17 protein-coding genes are annotated in these 19798 nt (G+C 71.4%); 7 read left to right on the top strand and 10 right to left on the bottom strand.

Going from position 1 to position 19798, the window contains the following annotated elements; translation table 11 throughout:
- The first annotated feature begins 57 nt into the window (after window positions 1-57).
- The gene (gene rlmN / locus ACFQQI_RS18165) at window positions 58-1182 is read left to right on the top strand and encodes a 23S rRNA (adenine(2503)-C(2))-methyltransferase RlmN (RefSeq protein WP_378566677.1); all 1125 of its coding nucleotides are present in this window, start codon (window positions 58-60) and stop codon (window positions 1180-1182) included.
- A 13-nt stretch (window positions 1183-1195) separates the two neighbouring features.
- Here rlmN and ACFQQI_RS18170 read toward each other — a convergent pair whose 3' ends face one another.
- From ACFQQI_RS18170 to ACFQQI_RS18200, 7 genes are all read right to left on the bottom strand, one after another.
- Complete coding sequence (locus ACFQQI_RS18170; protein WP_378566680.1) at window positions 1196-2797, bottom strand: TIGR03767 family metallophosphoesterase; 1602 nt, start codon at window positions 2795-2797, stop codon at window positions 1196-1198.
- 47 nt (window positions 2798-2844) lie between these two features.
- Window positions 2845-3768, bottom strand: a complete 924-nt coding sequence (locus tag ACFQQI_RS18175; protein ID WP_378566683.1) for an LOG family protein — start codon at window positions 3766-3768, stop codon at window positions 2845-2847.
- 19 nt (window positions 3769-3787) lie between these two features.
- Window positions 3788-4675, bottom strand: a complete 888-nt coding sequence (locus ACFQQI_RS18180) for a serine protein kinase RIO (RefSeq protein ID WP_378566686.1) — start codon at window positions 4673-4675, stop codon at window positions 3788-3790.
- Between the two features lie 261 nt (window positions 4676-4936).
- Entirely contained in the window at window positions 4937-6178 is a 1242-nt protein-coding gene (locus tag ACFQQI_RS18185; protein WP_378566689.1) for a YeeE/YedE family protein, read from the bottom strand.
- An 18-nt stretch (window positions 6179-6196) separates the two neighbouring features.
- Window positions 6197-7378: a hypothetical protein gene (locus tag ACFQQI_RS18190; RefSeq protein ID WP_378566692.1), complete on the bottom strand. Its 1182-nt coding sequence runs from the start codon at window positions 7376-7378 to the stop codon at window positions 6197-6199.
- A gap of 19 nt (window positions 7379-7397) precedes the next feature.
- Complete coding sequence (locus ACFQQI_RS18195; protein ID WP_378566695.1) at window positions 7398-9368, bottom strand: hypothetical protein; 1971 nt, start codon at window positions 9366-9368, stop codon at window positions 7398-7400.
- 129 nt (window positions 9369-9497) lie between these two features.
- On the bottom strand, window positions 9498-10850 hold the full coding sequence (locus ACFQQI_RS18200; RefSeq protein ID WP_378566698.1) for a rhodanese-like domain-containing protein: 1353 nt from the start codon (window positions 10848-10850) through the stop codon (window positions 9498-9500).
- 91 nt (window positions 10851-10941) lie between these two features.
- Here ACFQQI_RS18200 and ACFQQI_RS18205 point away from each other — a divergent pair, with 91 nt between their 5' ends.
- A complete protein-coding gene (locus ACFQQI_RS18205) occupies window positions 10942-12387 on the top strand; it encodes a M1 family metallopeptidase (RefSeq protein ID WP_378566701.1) in 1446 nt (481 codons plus the stop codon).
- A 4-nt stretch (window positions 12388-12391) separates the two neighbouring features.
- On the opposite strand, the gene ddaH is transcribed toward ACFQQI_RS18205, so the two are convergent.
- Genes ddaH through ACFQQI_RS18220 form a run of 3 tightly spaced genes read right to left on the bottom strand, consistent with a single transcriptional unit; the run spans window position 12392 to window position 15062 of the window.
- On the bottom strand, window positions 12392-13171 hold the full coding sequence (gene ddaH / locus ACFQQI_RS18210; protein WP_378566704.1) for a dimethylargininase: 780 nt from the start codon (window positions 13169-13171) through the stop codon (window positions 12392-12394).
- The gene (locus tag ACFQQI_RS18215) at window positions 13168-14604 is read right to left on the bottom strand and encodes an NAD(P)/FAD-dependent oxidoreductase (protein WP_378566708.1); all 1437 of its coding nucleotides are present in this window, start codon (window positions 14602-14604) and stop codon (window positions 13168-13170) included. The genes ddaH and ACFQQI_RS18215 overlap by 4 nt, the downstream gene beginning before the upstream one ends.
- Window positions 14589-15062: an Lrp/AsnC family transcriptional regulator gene (locus ACFQQI_RS18220; protein ID WP_378566711.1), complete on the bottom strand. Its 474-nt coding sequence runs from the start codon at window positions 15060-15062 to the stop codon at window positions 14589-14591. The genes ACFQQI_RS18215 and ACFQQI_RS18220 overlap by 16 nt, the downstream gene beginning before the upstream one ends.
- A 155-nt stretch (window positions 15063-15217) precedes the next feature.
- Between ACFQQI_RS18220 and ACFQQI_RS18225 the strand changes: the two genes are divergently transcribed.
- The 5 genes from ACFQQI_RS18225 to ACFQQI_RS18245 all read left to right on the top strand — a co-directional run bounded on the left by ACFQQI_RS18225 (window position 15218) and on the right by ACFQQI_RS18245 (window position 19784).
- On the top strand, window positions 15218-16453 hold the full coding sequence (locus ACFQQI_RS18225) for a spermidine/putrescine ABC transporter substrate-binding protein (protein WP_378566714.1): 1236 nt from the start codon (window positions 15218-15220) through the stop codon (window positions 16451-16453).
- The gene (locus ACFQQI_RS18230) at window positions 16437-17600 is read left to right on the top strand and encodes an ABC transporter ATP-binding protein (RefSeq protein WP_378566717.1); all 1164 of its coding nucleotides are present in this window, start codon (window positions 16437-16439) and stop codon (window positions 17598-17600) included. The genes ACFQQI_RS18225 and ACFQQI_RS18230 overlap by 17 nt, the downstream gene beginning before the upstream one ends.
- Entirely contained in the window at window positions 17600-18514 is a 915-nt protein-coding gene (locus ACFQQI_RS18235; RefSeq protein ID WP_378566720.1) for an ABC transporter permease, read from the top strand. Before ACFQQI_RS18230 ends, ACFQQI_RS18235 begins: the two co-directional genes overlap by 1 nt.
- On the top strand, window positions 18511-19308 hold the full coding sequence (locus ACFQQI_RS18240) for an ABC transporter permease (RefSeq protein ID WP_378566723.1): 798 nt from the start codon (window positions 18511-18513) through the stop codon (window positions 19306-19308). Before ACFQQI_RS18235 ends, ACFQQI_RS18240 begins: the two co-directional genes overlap by 4 nt.
- A gap of 110 nt (window positions 19309-19418) precedes the next feature.
- The gene (locus ACFQQI_RS18245) at window positions 19419-19784 is read left to right on the top strand and encodes a hypothetical protein (RefSeq protein ID WP_378566725.1); all 366 of its coding nucleotides are present in this window, start codon (window positions 19419-19421) and stop codon (window positions 19782-19784) included.
- Window positions 19785-19798 lie beyond the last annotated feature (14 nt).

Genomic DNA, 19798 nt, shown 5'->3' on the forward strand with positions numbered 1-19798 from the left:
GCGCGGCCCGGCCGACGAATCGCCCCTCGGCGCGGCCGGATGGGAGAATCGACCCCGATGTCCGAGCGCACCAGCCTTCCCCTCGTCTTCGACGAGCCGCGCGGCCGCAAGAAGCCGCCGCGGCATCTCGCCGACCTCACCCCCGACGAGCGCAAGGAACGCCTCGTGGAGCTCGGCCTCCCGGGCTTCCGCGCGAAGCAGCTCTCCACCCACTACTTCGCCCGCCTGGTCGACGACCCGGCCGAGATGACGGACCTCCCGGCTGCGCAGCGCGACGAGCTCGTGGCGGGCCTGCTGCCCGAGCTGATGACGCCGCTGCGCACCATGGAGGCCGACCGGGGCACGACCCGCAAGACCCTGTGGAAGCTCTTCGACGGCGCGCTGGTCGAGTCGGTGCTGATGCGCTACCCCGACCGCGCCACGATGTGCGTATCGAGCCAGGCCGGCTGCGGCATGGCGTGCCCGTTCTGCGCGACGGGCCAGGGTGGCCTGCAGCGCAACATGTCGACCGCTGAGATCGTCGAGCAGGTCGTGGCCGGCGCCCGCGCGCTCACCCGGGGGGAGATCCCGGGCGGACCGGGCCGGGTCACGAACGTCGTCTTCATGGGCATGGGCGAGCCGATGGCCAACTACAAGGCGGTCATCGGCGCCGTACGCCGCCTCACCGACCCCACGCCCGACGGCCTCGGGATGAGTGCCCGGGGCGTGACGGTGTCCACCGTCGGCCTGGTGCCCCGGATGCTCCAGCTGGCCGAGGAGGGCATCCCGGTCACGCTCGCGCTCAGCCTGCACGCGCCCGACGACGAGCTGCGCAACGAGCTGGTGCCGATCAACACGCGCTACTCGGTCGCCGAGACCGTCGACGCCGCCTGGAACTACGCGAAGGTGACCAAGCGGCGGGTGTCGATCGAGTACGCCATGATGCGCGGCATCAACGACCAGGCGTGGCGCGCCGACCTGCTCGCCGACGTGCTCCAGGAGCGCGGCGACTGGGGCTGGGTGCACGTCAACCTGATCCCGCTCAACCCGACCCCCGGGTCGAAGTGGACCGCCTCGGACCCCGCCGACGAGCGCGAGTTCGTCCGCCGCCTCGAGGCCAAGGGCATCCCCACCACGGTGCGGGACACCCGAGGCCGCGAGATCGACGGCGCCTGCGGCCAGCTGGCCGCGACCGAGTCCTGAGCGGCTGAGCGGCTCAGCCCTTCTTCGACGCCTTCGACCGCAGGAACTTCGGGGCGGGCAGCAGCAGCTCGACGTTGCGCGCGTCGCGCTCGCCACGACGCTCGTTGTCGCGCTCCTGCCAGTCGTTGGCCGCCAGCAGGCGGGAGAGCCCGGCGAGCTGCTTCGGGTCGTCGAGGTCGCCGTTGAAGCCCAGGGAGCCGCCGTGGTCGACCATGGTCGTGAAGATCGACAGCGAGCCGTCCTGGTTGTCGGTGATCTCCAGCAGCCGCGCCTGCTGCGGCCAGTCGATGTGCGACGCGGTGTTGATCTCCCAGAAGCCGCCGACGACCTTCCCCTTCTTGGTGTGCGGGTGCTCCCAGATGTGGTTGGTGTGGGTGTGGCCGTTGACCCAGGCGATGACGTTCTCGCGCTTCACGAGCTCGGACTCGATGTCCTTGGCGAGCTTCTTGTCCTCGAACGACGACAGCGGGTGGTGGCTGAACAGCACGACGACCTTGTCCCGGCTCCGGTCGAGGAGGCGCTTCAGCCAGCCGAACTGCCGCTTGTCGAGCGCGCCGTTGTCGCCGTTCTCGGCGACCGTGTCGAGCACGACGTACCGCACGACGCCGCGGTCGAAGTAGTAGTACGCCGTCTTCTTGGCGCGGTTCTCGGCGGTGAAGCCGTGGCCCTTCGGAGAGCCGGTCGTGTCGAAGTGCTCGTCGACCCACTCGCCCTTGTCCAGGAGGCGGCGGTCCTTGTCCGGCGTGACCGCGCGGGTCTTGGTGCCGTCCGTCGACAGGATCTTGGTGCCCCCGGTCGCGCGCTTGTTCTGCGCGGCCGAGATCGGGAAGTTGCCCTGGACGAGTCCGTCGTGGTTGCCCATCGCGGCGTACCACGGCATCTTCAGGCCCTCCGGCGTGAACGGTCGTCGTGCGGCGTCGAGCAGGCCGGGGATCGCCGGGAAGCCGCTCTGGGTCCCGAGGTCGGCGGGCTTGCCGGCCGGGGTGCCGTCGGGGTGCCAGAAGTTCACGTCCCAGTAGTCGAGGCTCTGGTCCATGACGCCTTCGAAGCGGGACCGGTCACCTGAGTCGACACGGACCTTCTTGCCGCCGTCGAGCAGGTCGATGTTCCAGCGGACCTCGTTGTACTGGGCGGTGTCCGAGTTGTCGCCGGTCTGGATGGAGAACTCCAGCTTCCGGCCGGTCGCCGGGCCGCGCTTGATCCGGTTGATCTCGCGCACCATCGCGTCCGTGACGAACGCGCCCAGCATCTCCTGGGGCCGGTAGGCGCTGCTGCTGACGGCCTCGCCGAGCTCGAGCCGGACCGGAGACTGCGCGTCGATGATGTGCACGTCGCTCAGCTGGGCGAAGGCGGCCAGCGCCTTGCGCCGCTTGGCGCGGCCCTTGCCGGGCTTCGCGCCCAGGCCGGTGCGCACCCGGTGCTTCTCGCCGGCCATCTTGACGACCGGTCGCCATCCGCCCGCGCGGGCGTCGCCCTTGCCGAGGACGACCGACGTGGTCGTGGGCCTCCCGGACGGGCCGGCGACGGCGGCGTCGGCGAGCCCGATGCTGGCAGCGGCGGCAGTGCCGGTGGCGGCCGCGGAGGTACGGAAGAGGTCACGACGCGAGATCTGCACCGCGACAATCTAGGGTTTGTCTGCCGTTCACGTCACCGAAATTGGTGTCAGGGGCCCGAATTGATGAGGTGAGCGGCCTCGCCGACCGAGTCGACGAGATGGACGTGCCGCTCCATCGGCCGGCCACGCGCGAGCGCCCGCAGCAGCGGCCACGCGGGGAGCGTCTCCGTCCAGTACGTCGTGCCGACGAGCACCATCGGCGCGACGGCGTCCTCGGCGGCGTAGAAGTTCTCGCAGGCATCCTGGAAGACCTCCTGCACGGTGCCGCCGAGCCCGGGCAGGAAGACGATGCCGGCGTCGCAGATCTCGAGCAGGATCGCCTCGCGCAGGGAGTTGCGGAAGTACTTCGCGATCGCGGTGGCGAACGCGTTGGGCGGCTCGTGCCCGTAGTGCCAGGTCGGGATGCCGAGACCGGGCGCGCCGTCGGGCTCCTCGAGGAGCACATCGAGGGCCGGGCGCACCCAGGCGCCGATCGAGGGACGGAAGGACGGCACCTCCGCCAGCCGGGCCAGCGCCTCCTCGAGGGCGTCCGGCCGGCCGGTCAGGTAGCCGCCGAGGTTGGCCGCCTCCATCGCGCCCGGCCCGCCGCCGGTGGCCACCACGTGGGAGGTGCCGAGCAGCGACCCGAGCCGGGCGGCGTCGTCGTACGTCGGCTCGCCGCGCTCCACGCTGTGCCCGCCCATCACGCCGACGAGGCTCCGATCCTCGACCCAGCGCTCGAGCGCGACGTCGATCGCGTGGTCGTGCAGCGCCTGGCACAGCGCGCCCTCGGGGGTGCGGGGCGCCCGGGCCCACCGGTAGGCCCGGGCGTCGAGCGAGTCGTCGTACGTCGCAACGTCGAAGAGCTCGGTCGGTGCGTAGAGCGTCTGCCGCCCCGGATCGACCGGGATGTCCGGCTGGCCGGCCATCCGGCGCTCGAGCCCGAGGACGAGCTCGCCGGGCTCACCACGGACGACGGGACGCGAGCGCACCCCCCGACCCTAGAGGCCGCTAGAACGCCTGGGCCATCAGCTCGCCGAACAGCTCGTGCTCGTCGACCTCGAGCCCCTTCGACCGGAACCACGTGCAGACGTTGGTGCAGTCGCGCAGCAGGAAGTCCATGCCGGCGGCGTTGCCGGCGAGGTCGACGATCTGGGGCAGGTCGATGATGACGAGGCGGTCACCGGCGGCGAGCAGGTTGTACGCCGACAGGTCGCCGTGCACGATCCCGCTGGCGACCATCGTGCCGAGCGCCTCGCGGAGCTGGTCGTAGTACGACGCGAGCAGCGCCGGCTCCGGACGCGTCTGCGCGAGCCGGGGTGCGCTCTCGCCGTCGCTGTCGGTGATCCACTCCATGAGGATCTCGGTGCCGTCGATCTGCACCGGGTAGGGGACCGGCAGCCCGAGCTCCCAGCAGCGCTTGAGCGCGTCCCACTCGGAGATCGCCCACTCGCTGCTGGCGACGATCTTGCCCCAGGTGCTCTTGCGCTTGAGGGCACGGTCGTCGCGGGAGCGCTTGACGCTGCGGCCCTCGGTGTACGCCGCGGCGCGGTGGAAGGTGCGGTGCTCGCTGCTGCGGTAGCGCTTGGCGACCAGGACGACCGACTCGCCCACGGCGTCGCTACCGGGGACCGCCCGCTCCAGCAGGAACGCGTCGGCCTCCTTGCCGGTCTTGAGGATGCCGAGGTCGGTGTCGACCGCGGCCTGCGAGGTCACCACCCAGTCGGGGCGGGGCTCGGGGCCGCGGCACAGCGGCTCGACGGAGAGCCAGGTCGACCAGCGCTGGCCGTCGCCGACCTCGTCGTAGGCCTGGAAGTCGAAGACGAACGTCGGGTCGACGTCGGAGAGGTCTGAGAGGTCTGTGGTGTCAGACGGGGAGTACGTGAAGTCGAAGGACACGGTGGGGTGCTCCGGAGGTGTGAGAGAGGAACTGGTCTGCGGACAGGCCAAGGACAGTCGTGGACATGTCACGCTCCTCTCGCTCGGGCACCCGGTCGGTCCGGGGCTTCGCCGCACACTCTCGGGCACGGTCGTGCGCCGGCGCAACCGAATATGCGGTCGGACATGGGACGTCCCGCCCGGGGGTGCACCCGGGCGGGACGCCGTCCAGAGGGGATGGCCGGTTTCGAGACGCCCTCGCAAGCTCGGGCCGGGGCAGCTCTAGCAGACCGAGTCGCTCGGCTTCGGGTTCCGCAGCCCGAGCAGCGGGCGGAAGAGCAGCCCGACGTACGTGCCGGCGATGGCCATCACGCCCCACAGCCAGCCGTGCAGGCTGAAGGAGGCGATGCCGCCGAAGTAGGCGCCGATGTTGCAGCCGAAGGCGATCCGGGCGCCGTAGCCCATGAGCAGCCCCCCGATGACGGCGCCGACGGCCAGCCGCAGCGGCACCCGGCGGTGCAGCACGAACGCGCCGGCCGCGGCCGAGGCGACCAGCGCGCCGATGATGATGCCGAAGTCCATCACCGAGGTCTTCTCGGCGAAGATCCCGGCGTCGTACTTGGCCAGGTTGGCGGGGTCCTGCCAGAAGCCCCACGACATCACGTCGACGCCGACGAGGTCGAGCAGCTTCGAGCCCCACAGCGCGAACGCGAACGTGACACCCCAGGCGCCGCCCGAGACCCACAGCGTGGCGGCGTTGAGGCCGGCGAGCAGCAGCGCGCCGACCCACAGCGGCCAGGACCCGCGGATCGCGCGGGCGACGCCGCGGGCGATCGGGGCGGGCTCGACGGGCGGGACGTCGCGCTTGCGCGCGAAGAGGTACGTCGCGCCGACGATCAGCGCCATCAGCGCGAGCGAGGCGATCCAGGCGCCGGCGTACCCGCCGAACCAGTCGGTCAGCGTGACGGGCTCGTGGCTCGGCAGCCCCATCCACCACGGGAACTGGTAGGCACCCAACGTCGCTCCGCCGATGAAGCCGCCGAGTGTCAGCAGGATCGCCGTCTGGCCGCTGCCGATCGCGAAGAGCGTGCCCGACGCGCACGAGCCGCCGAGCTGCATGCCGACGCCGAACATGAACGAGCCGACGAAGATGCCGAAGCCGATCGGCGCCAGCGTGGGCAGCGCCGGGACGTCCTGGAAGCCCACGCCGTTGGCGAGGATCGGCGCGAAGAGCGTGCAGGCGACGGCCAGCATCAGCATGTGGGCGCGCAGTGCCTTGCCCTGCCTCACCGCGACCAGCTGCCGCCAGGCCGACGTGAACCCGAAGCGGCTGTGGAACAGCACGAAGCCGAGCGCCAGGCCGAGACCGAAGAGGATCGTCGGGACCTGGCCGGACTGCCGGTGGATGATGCCGCCGAGCAGCAGCGCGGCGACCACGCCGATGACGACGACCCGGGCCTGGGGCGGCGGCTCGGTGGCCGCCTCCGGCGTGACCCGGTGGAGGGGACGGTCGGTGATGGACATGTCAGTTCCTCTCTGCAGTCAGCCCGCGTCGAGCGAGCCGACGGGGGTGACGGTGCCGCCGGGGAACCAGGCGACGACCGTCTCGTGGTTGGCATGGCCGCTGCTCGCGGGCATGTAGGCCGCTCGCGAGGCGGCGTAGAGGCGGAGCGGACCGGCATCGTCTCCCCGGACCTTGCGCCAGGCGCGGTACGCCGGCCCCGTCGGCAGCTGGCCGGGGAACAGCTTCCCGAGCGTCTGGCTGAACTCCTGCGCCTGCGGCTCGCGGATGTCGAAGTCGAGCGCGAGCACGGCGCCGGCCGTGGAATCGACCACGCCCGGGTTGAGCAGCCATGGCGCCAGCCAGGTGCCGTCGGAGCGGATCGGCTGCCGGCGCAGCGGCGTGGCCGAGGTGGCGGACAGGTGCTCCGCCGACGTGGCCCACCCGCCGAGCACGAGCAGTGCGCTGCGCTCGCCCGGCGGGTCCTCCGGAAGCACGACGGGTACGCCGTACGTCTCGGCGACCCCGCGCACGAGGTCGAGAGCCGCGAGGCTGCGCGCCGAGTCGTCGTGCTGCAAGGCGAGCTCGGTGACGCCGCGCTCCGCCAGCCGGTGGACGGTCGCCCGCAGCGCGTCGGCGTCGTCGGCGTCCAGCGCGGCCGACGGGCACGTCGACGGGGCCGACCCGCCGGCGAGCACCGCGGCCGTCGCGACCGCGACGCACTCCGGGCCGTCGGCGCCGACCCAGTCGCCCGAGACGGCCGGGTCGACCGGCACGGTGCCGGTCTCGACGACGAACGGCACCCGGTGCGTGGGCCCGTGCGTGACGAGCACCGCGCCGCTGCCCTCGGGCAGGTCCACGACCGCCCACAGGCCGTCGGTCCCCGGCCGCGGCCGGGCACGCACCAGGTCGTCCTCGTCCGTGCCGACCAGGACCGGGGGACCGGTCCGGCCGTGCGCGTGCGAGCTGTCGATCCGCACCAGGTTGCGGCCCGGGCGGGCGGGGGCGACGGTCACCGTGAACGTGACGTCGTCATGGCGCAGGCGCTGCACGGTGGGGACGCCGGGGACCCGGCTCCCGCCCAGCACCTGCTGGCCGCCGGTACGGGCCGACCAGTCCCGGACCAGGCTGTTGCCGGTCCGGGGCCGGTCGTCACCGCTGAGGTCCGCGGCGTACGTCGCGGTCCCCACGAGGAGGCCGCCGAGGATGGCGGCGGCCCCCACGCGAAGAGCGGTCCCGTGACTACTTGATGTCGTCATCGGCCGTGACGAACAGCATCGAGTGCGGCTTCGCCGGACCCCAGTCGCCGTGCGGCCAGGCCTCCCGGTCGAAGTCGATGCAGGTCTCGCCGGACGCCTCGTCCTTGAAGCCCTCGTCCAGCGACAGGGTCGCGTCGTCGTTGACGTCGACCATGCAGACCCGGTGGTCACCGTTGAGGCCGGTGCGGGCGACGAAGTAGTTCGCGTACGCGATCCGCCTCACGTCCGAGGTCTCGTGGTAGTAGCCGTCGTCGCCGAGCTCGAGGTTGTCGAGCGTGCCCCAGTGCGGGCCGCCGGGTGCCGGCAGCGTCGAGACGATCGCGGGGCAGTCGCTCTCGGCACCGCCGCCGACTGTCTCCTCGATCGTGTCGATGTTGCAGGACACGTCGGTGCCCGACGCCAGCAGCTCCTGGATGTCCAGCTTGAGGATGTACGACGGAGTGCCCTGGTCGGTGCCGCTGGGCTGGCGCCCCGCGACCGCGTGGTACAGGTACTTGTCATCCAGGCTGGTCTGGATCCAGGCGCCGTTGGAGCCGCCGCCGTACGGGTTGCGCGCCGGGTCGGCCTGCTTGTTCGAGGTCGTCAGGTCGAAGACCTCACGCCACTCCGGCTCGGCCGCCGTGATGTCCGGCGTGTAGTAGATCGCGCCACCCTGCATGGTGCTGGCGAAAGCGCCCTTGTGGCCGGGCAGGTTGGTGACGGTGACCTCCATCGCCGCCCGGGGCTCCTCGTGGTGCGCGACCTTGCCGACGCGCGGGCCGTCCGGCAGGAACGACACCGCCTTGAGCTTCGGCTCGTCGGGGTTCGAGATGTCCCAGGTGCGCACGGTCGGCCGGCGCAGGTACGACGAGGGCGCCTGCACCGGGTTGAGGATGATGTTGCGCGGCTCGTTGTAGTCGCTGGTCACCAGGGTGTCGAGGTCCTCGCGCGCCTGGATGCCGTGCGGGTTGGCGCAGGTCGCCGCGCCGAGCTGCGGGATGTTGTCGCAGCGCTGCTCGGTCTCCGCGGTCTCCGGGGTCGCCGGGGCCTCGTAGACCGTCTTGCCGTTCTCGTCGAGCCGGACCAGCTCGCCGGGAGATCCCGCGAACCCGTTGCCGATCCGCGTGGTTCCGTCGGAGTAGGTGCACGGTCCGGGCACGTCGGGCCCGCCCATGTAGGTGCCGAACGCGCCGCCGTCCTTGGTGACCCAGTAGGCGTCGGGCACCGAGCCGCACAGCGTGTCGGTGGGCAGGTTGATGTGCTCGAGCTTCAGCTCCGGCAGCCAGCTCGTGTCGATGACGTAGGTGACGTCGGTGAAGAGCCCGCCGGCGAAGATGTTGTTGCCCTTGTGCCAGATGTACTGCATGTGGTGCGGCTCGTTCTCCACGAGCGGTCCGACCGTCGCGGTGTTCACGACCTTGCCGTACGTCGGGGAGCCCTTCGTCGCGTCGACCACCGCGAAGAAGTCGGGGCCGATCTGGTCGCCCTTGCCGAGCAGGTCCGGCGTGATCACCTCGGGCAGGCTGGTGAGCTGCTTGCCGGAGCGGTCGAGCACGTTGTTGTCGCCGGCCCACACCACGAGGTACTCGCGACGTACGCCGTCGTCGGGTGCCTGGCCGCCGGCGGACAGGCCGCCGAGCGGGGTGCCGGCGAGCGTGTCGCCGAGGCCGAGGTCCTGGAGCACGGTGGTCGGGATGAGCTTCGTGCGCAGGTGGTTGGTCAGCCGGTAGGTCTCGCCGTCGCCGCCGGTGATCTTCGAGATCGTGCTGTAGAGGTCGCTGTTGAAGACCCCCTGGATGGCCGCGTTGACGCTGCCGACTGCCTCCGCGGCGATGTCGACCGGCTGGCTCGGCTGCGGGGTGGGTTCCTCCTGGGCGAGGACGGGTGTGGCCTGGAGGGAGCAGAGGCCGAGGATGGAGAGGGTGACACCCAGGGCGATCCCGCGGCGGGCGCGAGGGCGTGGTCGTGAAGTCATCAGGTGGTGAACCTTCCGAGACAGCGGTTTCCCCATGAAATCCGCTTTGACGATAAAACCAACTGAGAAACTAGAGATTGGTTACGCGGGCATTCACCCCCTCGTCTGCGATCGCGGGAACGCGCGCCGTCAGGCGGCGGCGTGGCTCGAAGTCGGCGTCGCGAGGTCGGCGATCCGCCCCCAGTCGTCGTCGACGTGCACGACCTGGCGCCCCAGCCGGTGCAGCAGGCTGGCCGCGATGCCCGCCCGGTAGCCCGAGCGGCAGTGCACCCAGAGCTCGCCGGGCGGCAGGTCGGCGGCGCGGACGTCGACGTCCTGCACCGGCAGGTGGACGGCGTCGGGCAGGTGGCCCGCGTCGTACTCGTCGCGCTGGCGCACGTCGACGACGACGCGGTGGCCGGTCTCGGCCCGGAAGTCCGCCCAGTCGGCGCGCCGGTAGCTGGCCGTCAGCGTCGCGCTCCCGGGCCGGCGGAGGTCGTGGATGCCCGGGCCGTCGATGCCGATCGCGGCGAGGTCGTGGAGCGCGGCCTCGATCGCCTCGGGGGCGTCGTGGAGCAGCACGAAGTCGTCCTCCCAGGGCACCAGCCAGCCGACGTACGTCGCGAACTGCGCCCCCTGCTCGACGCTCACGGACCCAGGCAGGTGCCCGCGGGCGAACGTGTCGCGCCGCCGTAGGTCGATGACCCACTGGCCGGCGAGCACTGCGTCGGCGACCTCGTCGCGGGTCACCGGGCGGCCGGGCCGGGGGAGGGCGCGTCCGGCGCCGACCCGGTTGAGCGGCGCCATGTGGTCGTAGTACGTCGGCACCGGACCGAAGCCGGCGACCAGCTCCGCGACGAACCGCTCGCGCTCGAGCACCAGGGCCGGGTTGGCGGCCAGCTCGGCGCCGATCGTCCCGTCGCCGTCGCCCGAGGCCACTCCGCCGGCGCAGAAGCTGTCGAAGCCGTGGGTGGGACGCAGCAGGGTGCCGGGGTCGAGGGCGCCGAGGGCGCGGGCGCTTGCCCACTGCCGGCGGGCCAGCTCCTCGGCGAGTCCGGGGTCGACCAGGTCGGTGCGCCCGACCGTGCCGTGCAGCAGGCTGCCGCCGGTGAGCGCCACCGCGGGCTCGCCGGACCCGGGCTCGCGGACCACGAAGGCCTGGTGGTGCCGCGTGTGGCCGGGCGTCGCGAGCACCTCGACCGACAGTCGGCCGAGGTCGACCCGGTCGCCGTCGCGGACGCCGAGCCGCTCGAACTGGACCGGCTCGTCGGCGGAGAGCAGGTAGTCCGCGCCGTGCCTGCGGGCCAGCGCCAGTGCCCCCGAGACGTAGTCGTTGTGGATGTGCGTGTCCGCGACCGCGGCGATCTCCACGCCCGCGGCCTCGGCCGCGGCCTCGACGGGAGCGACGTCGCGAGGTGGGTCGACGACCAGGGCCCGCGAGCCGTCGTGGACGAGGTGGGTGTGGTTGCCGAGCTCCGGCACCTCCAGCGTGACGACCTGCATCGGTTCTCCATCTCCAAAGTCGAGTGAATTACTAGAGTTATAGCACACGAGATCGCCAGTGGTCGGCGACGCGGCGGGGTACGTTGCCGACGTGCCCGTCCGCCGTACCTCCGCCGCCGCACTGCTCGCCCTCGTCCTCGGCGCCGGCGTGGTCCCGGGCGCCGCGTCGGTGCCGGACGCCGCGCCGCCGCCGGGTGCTGCGGGGATCGGCGACCGCTACTTCCCGCTGGACGGCAACGGCGGCATCGACGTGGTGTCGTACGACATCCACGACCGCTACGGCTTCCGCCACGGCCGGCTGAGCGGCTGGACCGAGCTGCGGCTGCGCGGCACCGAGGCGGTCTCGGGCTTCTCGCTCGACTTCCTGCTGCCGGTGCAGAAGGTGCTGGTCGGAGGCCGGCCGGTCGGGTTCCGCCAGCGGCCCCACGAGCTCGTCGTCGACCGCGCCCTGGCGAAGGGCGAGACGGTCGACGTCCGGGTGCGCTACGCCGGGCGCCCGGCTGACCACGCCTACGGCGGCGAGCGGAACTGGCTGGCCGGACCGTCCGAGGTCGTGGCGATGAACCAGCCCCACATGGCGCCGTGGTGGTTCCCGGCCAACGACCACCCCGCCGACAAGGCCCTGGTGCGGATCAGCATCACCGTGCCGAGCGAGTACGCCGTGGTCGCGAACGGCCGCCAGGTGCGGCGCGTCGAGCACGGCCAGGGTGACGGCTGGGCAACCACGACCTGGCGGGCGGACGAGCCGATGGCGCCGTACCTGGCGTTCTTCGCGGCCGGCCGCTTCCGCATCGCCGAGGGCACCCACGCCGGCACCCCGTGGCTGGTCGCCGTCTCACGCGGGCTGGGCGCCGCCGAGCAGCGGCAGTCCATGTCGCTGCTGCGCCGGACACCGGAGATCGTGTCGTGGCTGGAGGGCGAGCTCGGTGACTACCCGTTCTCGACGGTCGGCGGGCTGACGACCAGCCTCCCGGTCGGCTTCGCGCTCGAGAACCAGACCCGGCCGACGTACCCCTACCTGGGCGACGGAGAGGCGGCGGCGCTGATCGTCGTGCACGAGCTCGCGCACCAGTGGTTCGGCGACTCCGTGGCGCTGCGCCGGTGGAGCGACATCTGGCTCAACGAAGGGGCCGCGACGTTCTTCGAGTGGCGCTGGTCGGAGGCGACCGGCGGGGCGTCGGCCGCCGACCAGCTGCGCGCGGCGTACGACGCGATGCCGGCGGGCGACCGCTTCTGGGCGGGCCGGGTCGCCGACCCGTGCGCACGCGGCAACGGCTGCGCCGCGCGGATCTTCGCGACGTTCGTCTACCAGCGCGGCGCGATGGCGTTCCAGGCGCTGCGCAACCGGATCGGCGACGCCGCCTTCTCCACCCTGCTGCGCCGCTGGGTCGCCGAGCGCGCCGGCGGGCACGGCACGACCGCCGAGTTCGAGGCGCTCGCGGAGCAGGTCAGCGGCGCCGACCTCGGCTCCTTCTTCGACGCCTGGGTGCACACCGGCCGCAAGCCGGCGGACACGGTCGAGAACGGGCTCGGCTGACGCCCTAGGCGCGCAGGCGCACCGACAGGCAGGTCACGCAACCCTCGAGCTTCTCGAACTCCGACAGGTCGACGGTGACGACGTCGAGCCCACGTGCCTCCAGCAGCCTCCGCGTCTGCGGGGCCCGGCTCGAGAGCAGGACGGTGTGGTCGCCGAGCACGACGACGTGCGACCCGGGCTCCTCGGGAACGGCCAGGAAGGTCGGCCACGTGGCCGGGTCGTCGACGAGCGGCTCGTAGCCGATCACGGTGCCGTCGGGCAGCGCGGTCACCGCCGACTTCAGGTGCAGCACCTTGGTGGTCGGCACTGCCACGACCTCGGCGCCGAGCGGCTCGAGCAGCGTCGCGAGCTGGGCGGCTCCCGCGGCGTTGGTGCGCCCGCCGACCCCGACCCAGACGGTGGCACGGTCACCCGAGATGTGCTTGAGCACGTCCCCGCCGTCGAGGGTTCCGGGCGCCTCGATCCGGGCGATCCGGTAGCCGAGTGCGGCCAGGGTCTCCTCGGTGCCGCCGGTCTCCGGCTTGCGTTCGTCGGCGCCGGGCCTGCTGATGACCGCGAGGTCGCCGAGGACGACCACGGTGTCCTCGACGAAGACCGCGTCGGGGCAGTCGTCGGCCGCCGGCACCTCGAGGGTCTCCCAGCCCTCGGCCCGCAGTGCCGCGACGTACTCCTCCCACTGGCGCAGCGCCAGGTCGACGTCGACGGGCGTGCGCTCGAGGTGGGTGAGCAAGCCGTCGGCGAGGCGGGGACCGGGACGGCGGACGAGGGCGCGCTTGCTGGTCACGGCCTCATTCCAGCAGGTAGCAGGGGACCGATCGCCTTCGCCACCACGCTCTGCATCCCGGTCACCGACTCCTCGGCGTCGGCGATCGTCATCGCGTGCAGGCCCGCGTTGATGCCGAGCCAGCGCAGCGGCTCGGGCTCCCACGCGCGGGAGCGGTGGCCCACCCACGGCAGCCGGGTGATCTCGGTGTCGCGGCCGAGCACCAGGTCGCGCAGGGTCCGGCCGGCCAGGTTGGTCGTGGCGACGCCGTCGCCGACGTACCCGCCGGCCCAGCCGAGCCCGGTCTCGGGGTCCAGCCCGACGGAGGCGCACCAGTCGCGCGGGATGCCGAGCGCGCCGCCCCAGGCATGGGTGACCCGGGTGCCGGCGAGGACGGGGAAGAGGTCGACCAGCGCGGCGTAGAGGCGCGCGAAGACCTTCTCGTCGCGATCGTGCTCGGGACGGATCCGCGAGCCGAGGTGGTACGGCGCACCGCGACCGCCGAAGACCATCCGGTCGTCCGCGGTGCGCTGGCCGTAGACGATCAGGTGGCGGTGGTCGGTGAAGGTCTCGCGCCTGGCCAGCCCGATCTCGTCCCAGACCTCGGCGGCGAGCGGCTCGGTGGCGATGATCAGCGAGTAGACCGGCACCATCGCGCGGCGCTCGCCTTTGAGCGTCGCGGTGTAGCCCTCGGTCGCGCGGAGGACGGTGCGGGCGTGGACGGTGCCGTGGTCGGTGCGCGCCAGGTGTGGCTCGATCGCGCGCACCCGGGTGCCCTCGTGGATCGTCACACCCCGGCGCTCGACGGCGTCGGCGAGCCCGCGCACCAGCCGGGCGGGGTGGATCGCCGCGCAGTCGGGGGTGTACGTCGCGCCGCGGGTGCGGCTGCCGCGCAGCACCTCCTGCGCCTCCTGGCGACCGAGCAGGCGCAGGTCGTCCTCGCCACGGCTCCAAGACCGCGCGTCGGCGACCTCTGCCCGCGCCCGCGACCACTGCGCGCGGTTGCGGGCCAGCGCGATGGTGCCGCCCTTCGCGACGTGGGCGTCGATCCCCTCGGCGGCAGCGACCCGGACCACCTCGTCGACGGTCTCGCGCATCGCCCGGTGCTGGGCGAGGGCGGCCGCGCGGTCGGCGTGCTGCGACAGCGTGGCGAGCGACGCGGGGAAGAGCGCCGAGCACCAGCCGCCGTTGCGGCCGGAGGCGCCGAAGCCGGCGGTCTCGGCCTCGAGCACGACGACGCGGAGCTCCGGGTCGGCCTCCGCGAGGTAGTGCGCGGTCCACAGGCCGGTGAAGCCGGCGCCGACGACGGCCACGTCGGCCTCGACGTCGCCGTCGAGCGACGCGCGGGGAGTCCAGTCGGTGTCGACCGTGTCGTGCCAGAGCGACAGGCGCTCGTAGTGCGGGTCGGCCCCACCCACCTCGTCGTACCGGTCGCCGTTCAGCGCACGCCCCACGAGTAGGTCTGCTTGCGCAGGCTCAGGTACATGAACGTCTCGGTCGCCTGGACGCCGTCGATCGCGCGGATCTGGCCGGAGATGAGCTCGAGCAGGTGCTGGTCGCTCTCGCAGACGACCTCGACCAGCAGGTCGTAGGACCCGGCGGTGATGACGACGTAGTCGACCTCGTCGAGCTCGGCGAGCTGGTCGGCGACCGGCTCGAGCGGGCCGGTGACGCGGATGCCCACCATCGCCTGCCGCGCGAAGCCGAGCTCGAGCGGGTCGGTCACGGCAACGACCTGCATGACGCCGGACTCGATCAGTCGCTGCACGCGTTGGCGCACCGCCGCCTCGGACAGCCCGACCACCTTGCCGATCGCGGCGTACGACCGGCGGCCGTCCTGCTGCAGCTGCTCGATGATCGCCTTCGAGACCTCGTCGAGCGGCTGCGACGACCGGGCGTTCCTCCTGCTCATGGGACGGATGGTTCCGCACCCGCCGCCGGGGGTCAAAGGTCAGGTGCCGCGTGCGTGTCGGCGGGGGTCGCGATGGCCGCCAGATCAACGCCACGAGGGAATCCGTTGCGAGGATGTTTCATTTCGACGGGATCGCTTGTCGGCGGCGCGGTCGCATGGCACGATCCGACGAGGTGGGTGGCGCGAAGGGAGTCCGCATGGGGCAGGGGCAACCAGGGGGACGAGGCGGTCTGTCCCGGCGCGGGCTGCTCAAGGCCGGCGGCGGTGTCGCCTTCGCGGGCGTCAGCGTGGCCGCGCTCAAGCTGCCGTTCTTCTCCACCGACGGTGCCCAGCAGGACCCCGCCGAGTGCCGGGCGACCGACATGTCGGCCGAGACGCGCGAGCTGATCATCTCCAACTGGCCGGCGTACATCGACCCGCGCAAGAAGGCCACGTCGACGCTGTCGGTCTTCCAGGACCGCACCGGGATCAGCGTCGACTACAACGACGACGTCAACGACAACGCCGAGTTCTACGCCAAGGTGCGCAACCAGCTCGCCAGCTGCGAGCCGATCGACCGCGACATGATGATGCTCACCGACTGGATGGCGGCGCGGATGATCGGGCTGGGATGGATCCAGCCGATGGCCGCGGACCGGATCCCCAACGTGCACGCCAACCTGATCGAGCCGCTGCGCAACCGGCAGTGGGATCCCGACCTCGAGTTCCACGCCCCGTGGCAGAGCGGACTCACCGGCATCGCCTACAACGCGGCGAAGACGCCGGAGGTCCGCAGCTTCGATGAGCTGCTGACGCGCTCCGACCTGAAGGGCCGCATCACGCTGCTCTCGGAGATGCGCGACACGATGGCGTTCATGCTCGCCGTCACCGGCGCGGACCCGAGCAAGTTCACCGATGACGAGTGGGGCGTCGCCATCGACCGCCTCCAGGAGGTCGTCGACGCCGGCCAGGTCCGGGCCTTCACCGGCAACGAGTACACGCAGGATCTCGCGGCCGGCAACATCCTGGCCTGCGAGGCCTGGTCCGGCGACGTGATCCAGCTCCAGTTCGACAACCCGGACATCAAGTTCGTGGCGCCGGAGGAGGGCTTGTCGCTCTGGAGCGACAACATGATGGTTCCCAACCTCGCCCGGCACCAGAAGAACGCCGAGGAGTGGATCAACTACTACTACGAGCCCGAGGTCGCCGCGAAGCTCGCCGCCTGGGTCAACTACATCTGTCCCGTCGAGGGCGCCCGCGAGGAGATGGAGAAGATCGATCCTTCGCTGGTCGACAACGTGCTGATCTTCCCCGACGACGAGCTGCTCGCGACGACATTCGACTTCATGCCGCTCGACGACCGGCAGTCGACCGAGTACGAAGGAGACTGGGCCAATGTCACAGGTGGCTGAGAAGGCATCGACCCCGGCCGGCGACACGTCGTACGACGGCCTTCGGCTGCGCGGCGTCACCAAGTCGTTCGCCGGGTTCACGGCGGTGCGCGACCTCGACCTCGACGTCCCGCGCGGGTCGTTCTTCGCGCTGCTCGGCCCGTCCGGGTGCGGCAAGACCACCACGCTGCGGATGGTGGCCGGCCTCGAGACACCGACCTCGGGGACGATCACGCTGACGGGCAAGGACATCACGTACGCCCGGCCCTACCGCCGCCCGGTCAACACGGTCTTCCAGAACTACGCGCTCTTCCCGCACCTCGACATCCACGAGAACATCGCGTTCGGTCTCAAGCGGCGCAAGGTCCGTGACGTCGACACGCGGGTGCGCGAGATGCTCGACCTCGTCGAGCTCGACACCCAGGCCCGCAAGCGGCCGGCCCAGCTCTCCGGCGGCCAGCAGCAGCGGGTCGCCCTGGCTCGGGCGCTGATCAACGAGCCGGAGGTGCTGCTGCTCGACGAGCCGCTCGGCGCCCTCGACCTCAAGCTGCGGCGGGCGATGCAGATCGAGCTCAAGCGGATCCAGGTCGAGGTCGGCCTCACCTTCGTGCACGTCACGCACGACCAGGAGGAGGCCATGACGATGGCCGACACGGTCGCGGTGATGAACGCCGGCGTCATCGAGCAGATGGGCGCTCCCGAGGAGCTGTACGAGAACCCGCACACGACGTTCGTCGCCAACTTCCTGGGCCAGTCCAACCTGATCGAGGGCGCGGTCAAGAGCCGGAGCGGTGACGTCGTCACCGTCGACATGCACGGCATCGACGTCTCGATCCCGGCCGCCCGCGCGCACGCCGACGGCGACCGCGGGTGGATCGGCGTCCGGCCCGAGAAGGTGCTGATCGGCGACCCGGGGGAGGAGCTCGACGCCCCGGGCAGCTCCATCCCGGGCGGCGTGGTCACCGACGTCAGCTTCGTCGGGGTGAGCACGCAGTACCTCGTCCGGATGCCCTGGGGCCAGGAGCTGCAGGTGTTCCAGCAGAACACCGGCCATCGACGGCTCTATCGCACCGGCGAGTCGGTCGAGCTGTCGTGGCGACCGGAGTACGCCTTCCTGCTCGACATCAGCCAGGACGCCTCGGCCGGCGCCGAGCAGGACGACGACTGATGACGAGCACCGCCGGGGTGGCGCCGGTCGAGGCCGACCCCGCGCCCGCCGCCCGCGTCGAGGACGGGCGGCGGCGCGGGCTCACCGGCTACCTGCTGGTGCTGCCCGGCGTCGCCTGGCTGCTGCTGTTCTTCGTCATCCCGTTCTACTCGCTGGTCGCGACGAGCCTGTACGACCCGGCCGGGTCGGACTTCCGCGGCTACGAGATGACCTACCACGTCCAGAACTACTGGACGGCTCTCCAGGAGTACTGGTCGCCGCTGCTGCGCTCGCTGGTGTACGGCGCGATCGCGACGCTGTTCTGCCTCGTGCTCGGCTACGTCCTGGCGTACGCCATCGCCTTCAAGGCGGGGCGCTGGAAGAACCTCATGCTGGTGCTGGTGATCGCGCCGTTCTTCACGAGCTTCCTGGTCCGCACGCTGTCGTGGAAGCTGATCCTCGCCGACGACGGGTTCGTCGTCGACACGCTGCAGACCCTGCACCTGCTCGGCGAGGACGGGCGCCTGCTCGCGACGCCGGTCGCGGTCGTGGCGGGCCTGACCTACAACTTCCTGCCGTTCATGGTGCTGCCGCTCTACGCCAGCATCGACAAGATCGACCACCGGCTGATCGAGGCGTCCAGCGACCTCTACGCGAACTCGTTCGTCGGCTTCTGGAAGGTGACCTGGCCGCTCTCGCTGCCGGGCGTCGTGTCCGGGACGCTGCTGACCTTCATCCCCGCCGTCGGCGACTACATCAACGCCCAGCTGCTCGGCAGCCCGAACCAGCGGATGATCGGTTCGGTCATCCAGAGCCAGTTCACCGACGCGAACAACTACCCGATCGCCGCGGCTCTCTCGATGATCCTGATGGTGCTGATCCTGGCGCTGGTCCTGGTCTACGTCCGCAAGGCGGGGACGGAGGAGCTGCTGTGAGGTGGCTGCGCGAGCACCTGGTGCTGATCCTCGGGATCCTCGTCCTGATCTACACGTTCATCCCGATCTTCGTGGTCGTGCTGATGAGCTTCAACGAGCCGACGAGCCGGAACGTCTACCAGTTCGACGCGTTCACCCTCGACAACTGGACCAACTTCTGCGGCGCCGAGGGCATGTGCGACGCGCTCTGGAAGAGCATGCAGATCGGGCTCCTCGCGACGCTGGCGTCCACGATCCTGGGCACGCTCGCGGCGTTCGCGCTCGTGCGCTGGGACTTCGTCCTCCGGTCGACGACGAACCTGCTGATCTTCCTGCCGATGGCGGCGCCCGAGATCGTGTTGGGCTCGTCGCTGCTGGCGCTGTTCGTGTCCGCGGGCTTCGCCGGCCAGCTCGGCTTCTGGACGATCCTGATCGCGCACATCATGTTCTGCCTGTCGTTCGTGGTCGTCACCGTGCGGTCGCGACTGGCGGGCATGAGCGACACGTTCGAGCAGGCGGCCGCCGACCTCTACGCGACCCCGTCGCAGACCTTCTGGCGGGTGACCTTCCCGCTCGTCTTCCCGGGCATCCTCGGCGCCGCGCTGCTGAGCTTCTCGCTCTCCTTCGACGACTTCATCATCACGAACCTCAACGCCGGCACGACCACGACGTTCCCCATGTACGTCTGGGGCTCCGCCCAGCGCGGCGTGCCCATGCAGGTGAACGCCGTCGGCACCCTGATGTTCGCGATCTCCGTGCTGATCGTCGTGGGCGCCGAGCTCAACCACCGTCGCCGGGTGCGCGCCCTCACCTGAGGTCGTCGATCGTGCGCACCATGACGTCACGCTGAGGCATCCGTGAGGCCCCTCCGGAGAGTGGTGGTCACCGGCGACAGGCGCCGGGACCATCACAGGAGGAGACACCCATGCCCAGCAACCACCGCAGCATCCAGGACAGCGCCACCACCCTGCCGCTGGCGGGCGGCGACCGCGACTTCGAGGTCGAGTTCGACGCACCCGACCTGTCCGGCACGACCAGCACGCACGCCCGCCCGTACCTCTCGTACCGAGCCAACCCGGGCAGCAACGCCGGGGTCCGGCTCATGATCGAGCTGAACGGCACCGAGATCGTCGACCAGACGCTGTCGACCACGGCGAGCCGCACCCTCACCGAGATCTTCGAGCACGGCGTGCTGCGCGAGGACGACAACGAGCTCCGGGTCTTCGTCCCCAACAACGAGCCCGGCTCCGTCACGATCTCCGACCTGGTGGTGACCTACTCGGCGGCGTGAGCGCCTCCGGTCGG

The sequence above is a fragment of the Nocardioides sp. GCM10030259 genome (genome assembly GCF_042666375.1).
Lineage (GTDB): Bacteria > Actinomycetota > Actinomycetes > Propionibacteriales > Nocardioidaceae > Nocardioides.

Excerpts from the sequence above, each read along its gene's own strand:
- ACFQQI_RS18185 (WP_378566689.1), bottom strand. The coding sequence starts at position 6,178 with ATGTCCATCACCGACCGTCCCCTCCACCGGGTCACGCCGGAGGCGGCC.
- ACFQQI_RS18245 (WP_378566725.1), top strand. The coding sequence starts at position 19,419 with ATGCCCAGCAACCACCGCAGCATCCAGGACAGCGCCACCACCCTGCCG.
- ACFQQI_RS18200 (WP_378566698.1), bottom strand. The coding sequence starts at position 10,850 with ATGCAGGTCGTCACGCTGGAGGTGCCGGAGCTCGGCAACCACACCCAC.
- ACFQQI_RS18235 (WP_378566720.1), top strand. The coding sequence starts at position 17,600 with ATGACGAGCACCGCCGGGGTGGCGCCGGTCGAGGCCGACCCCGCGCCC.
- ACFQQI_RS18225 (WP_378566714.1), top strand. The coding sequence starts at position 15,218 with ATGGCACGATCCGACGAGGTGGGTGGCGCGAAGGGAGTCCGCATGGGG.
- rlmN (WP_378566677.1), top strand. The coding sequence starts at position 58 with ATGTCCGAGCGCACCAGCCTTCCCCTCGTCTTCGACGAGCCGCGCGGC.
- ACFQQI_RS18195 (WP_378566695.1), bottom strand. The coding sequence starts at position 9,368 with ATGACTTCACGACCACGCCCTCGCGCCCGCCGCGGGATCGCCCTGGGT.
- ACFQQI_RS18220 (WP_378566711.1), bottom strand. The coding sequence starts at position 15,062 with ATGAGCAGGAGGAACGCCCGGTCGTCGCAGCCGCTCGACGAGGTCTCG.
- ACFQQI_RS18230 (WP_378566717.1), top strand. The coding sequence starts at position 16,437 with ATGTCACAGGTGGCTGAGAAGGCATCGACCCCGGCCGGCGACACGTCG.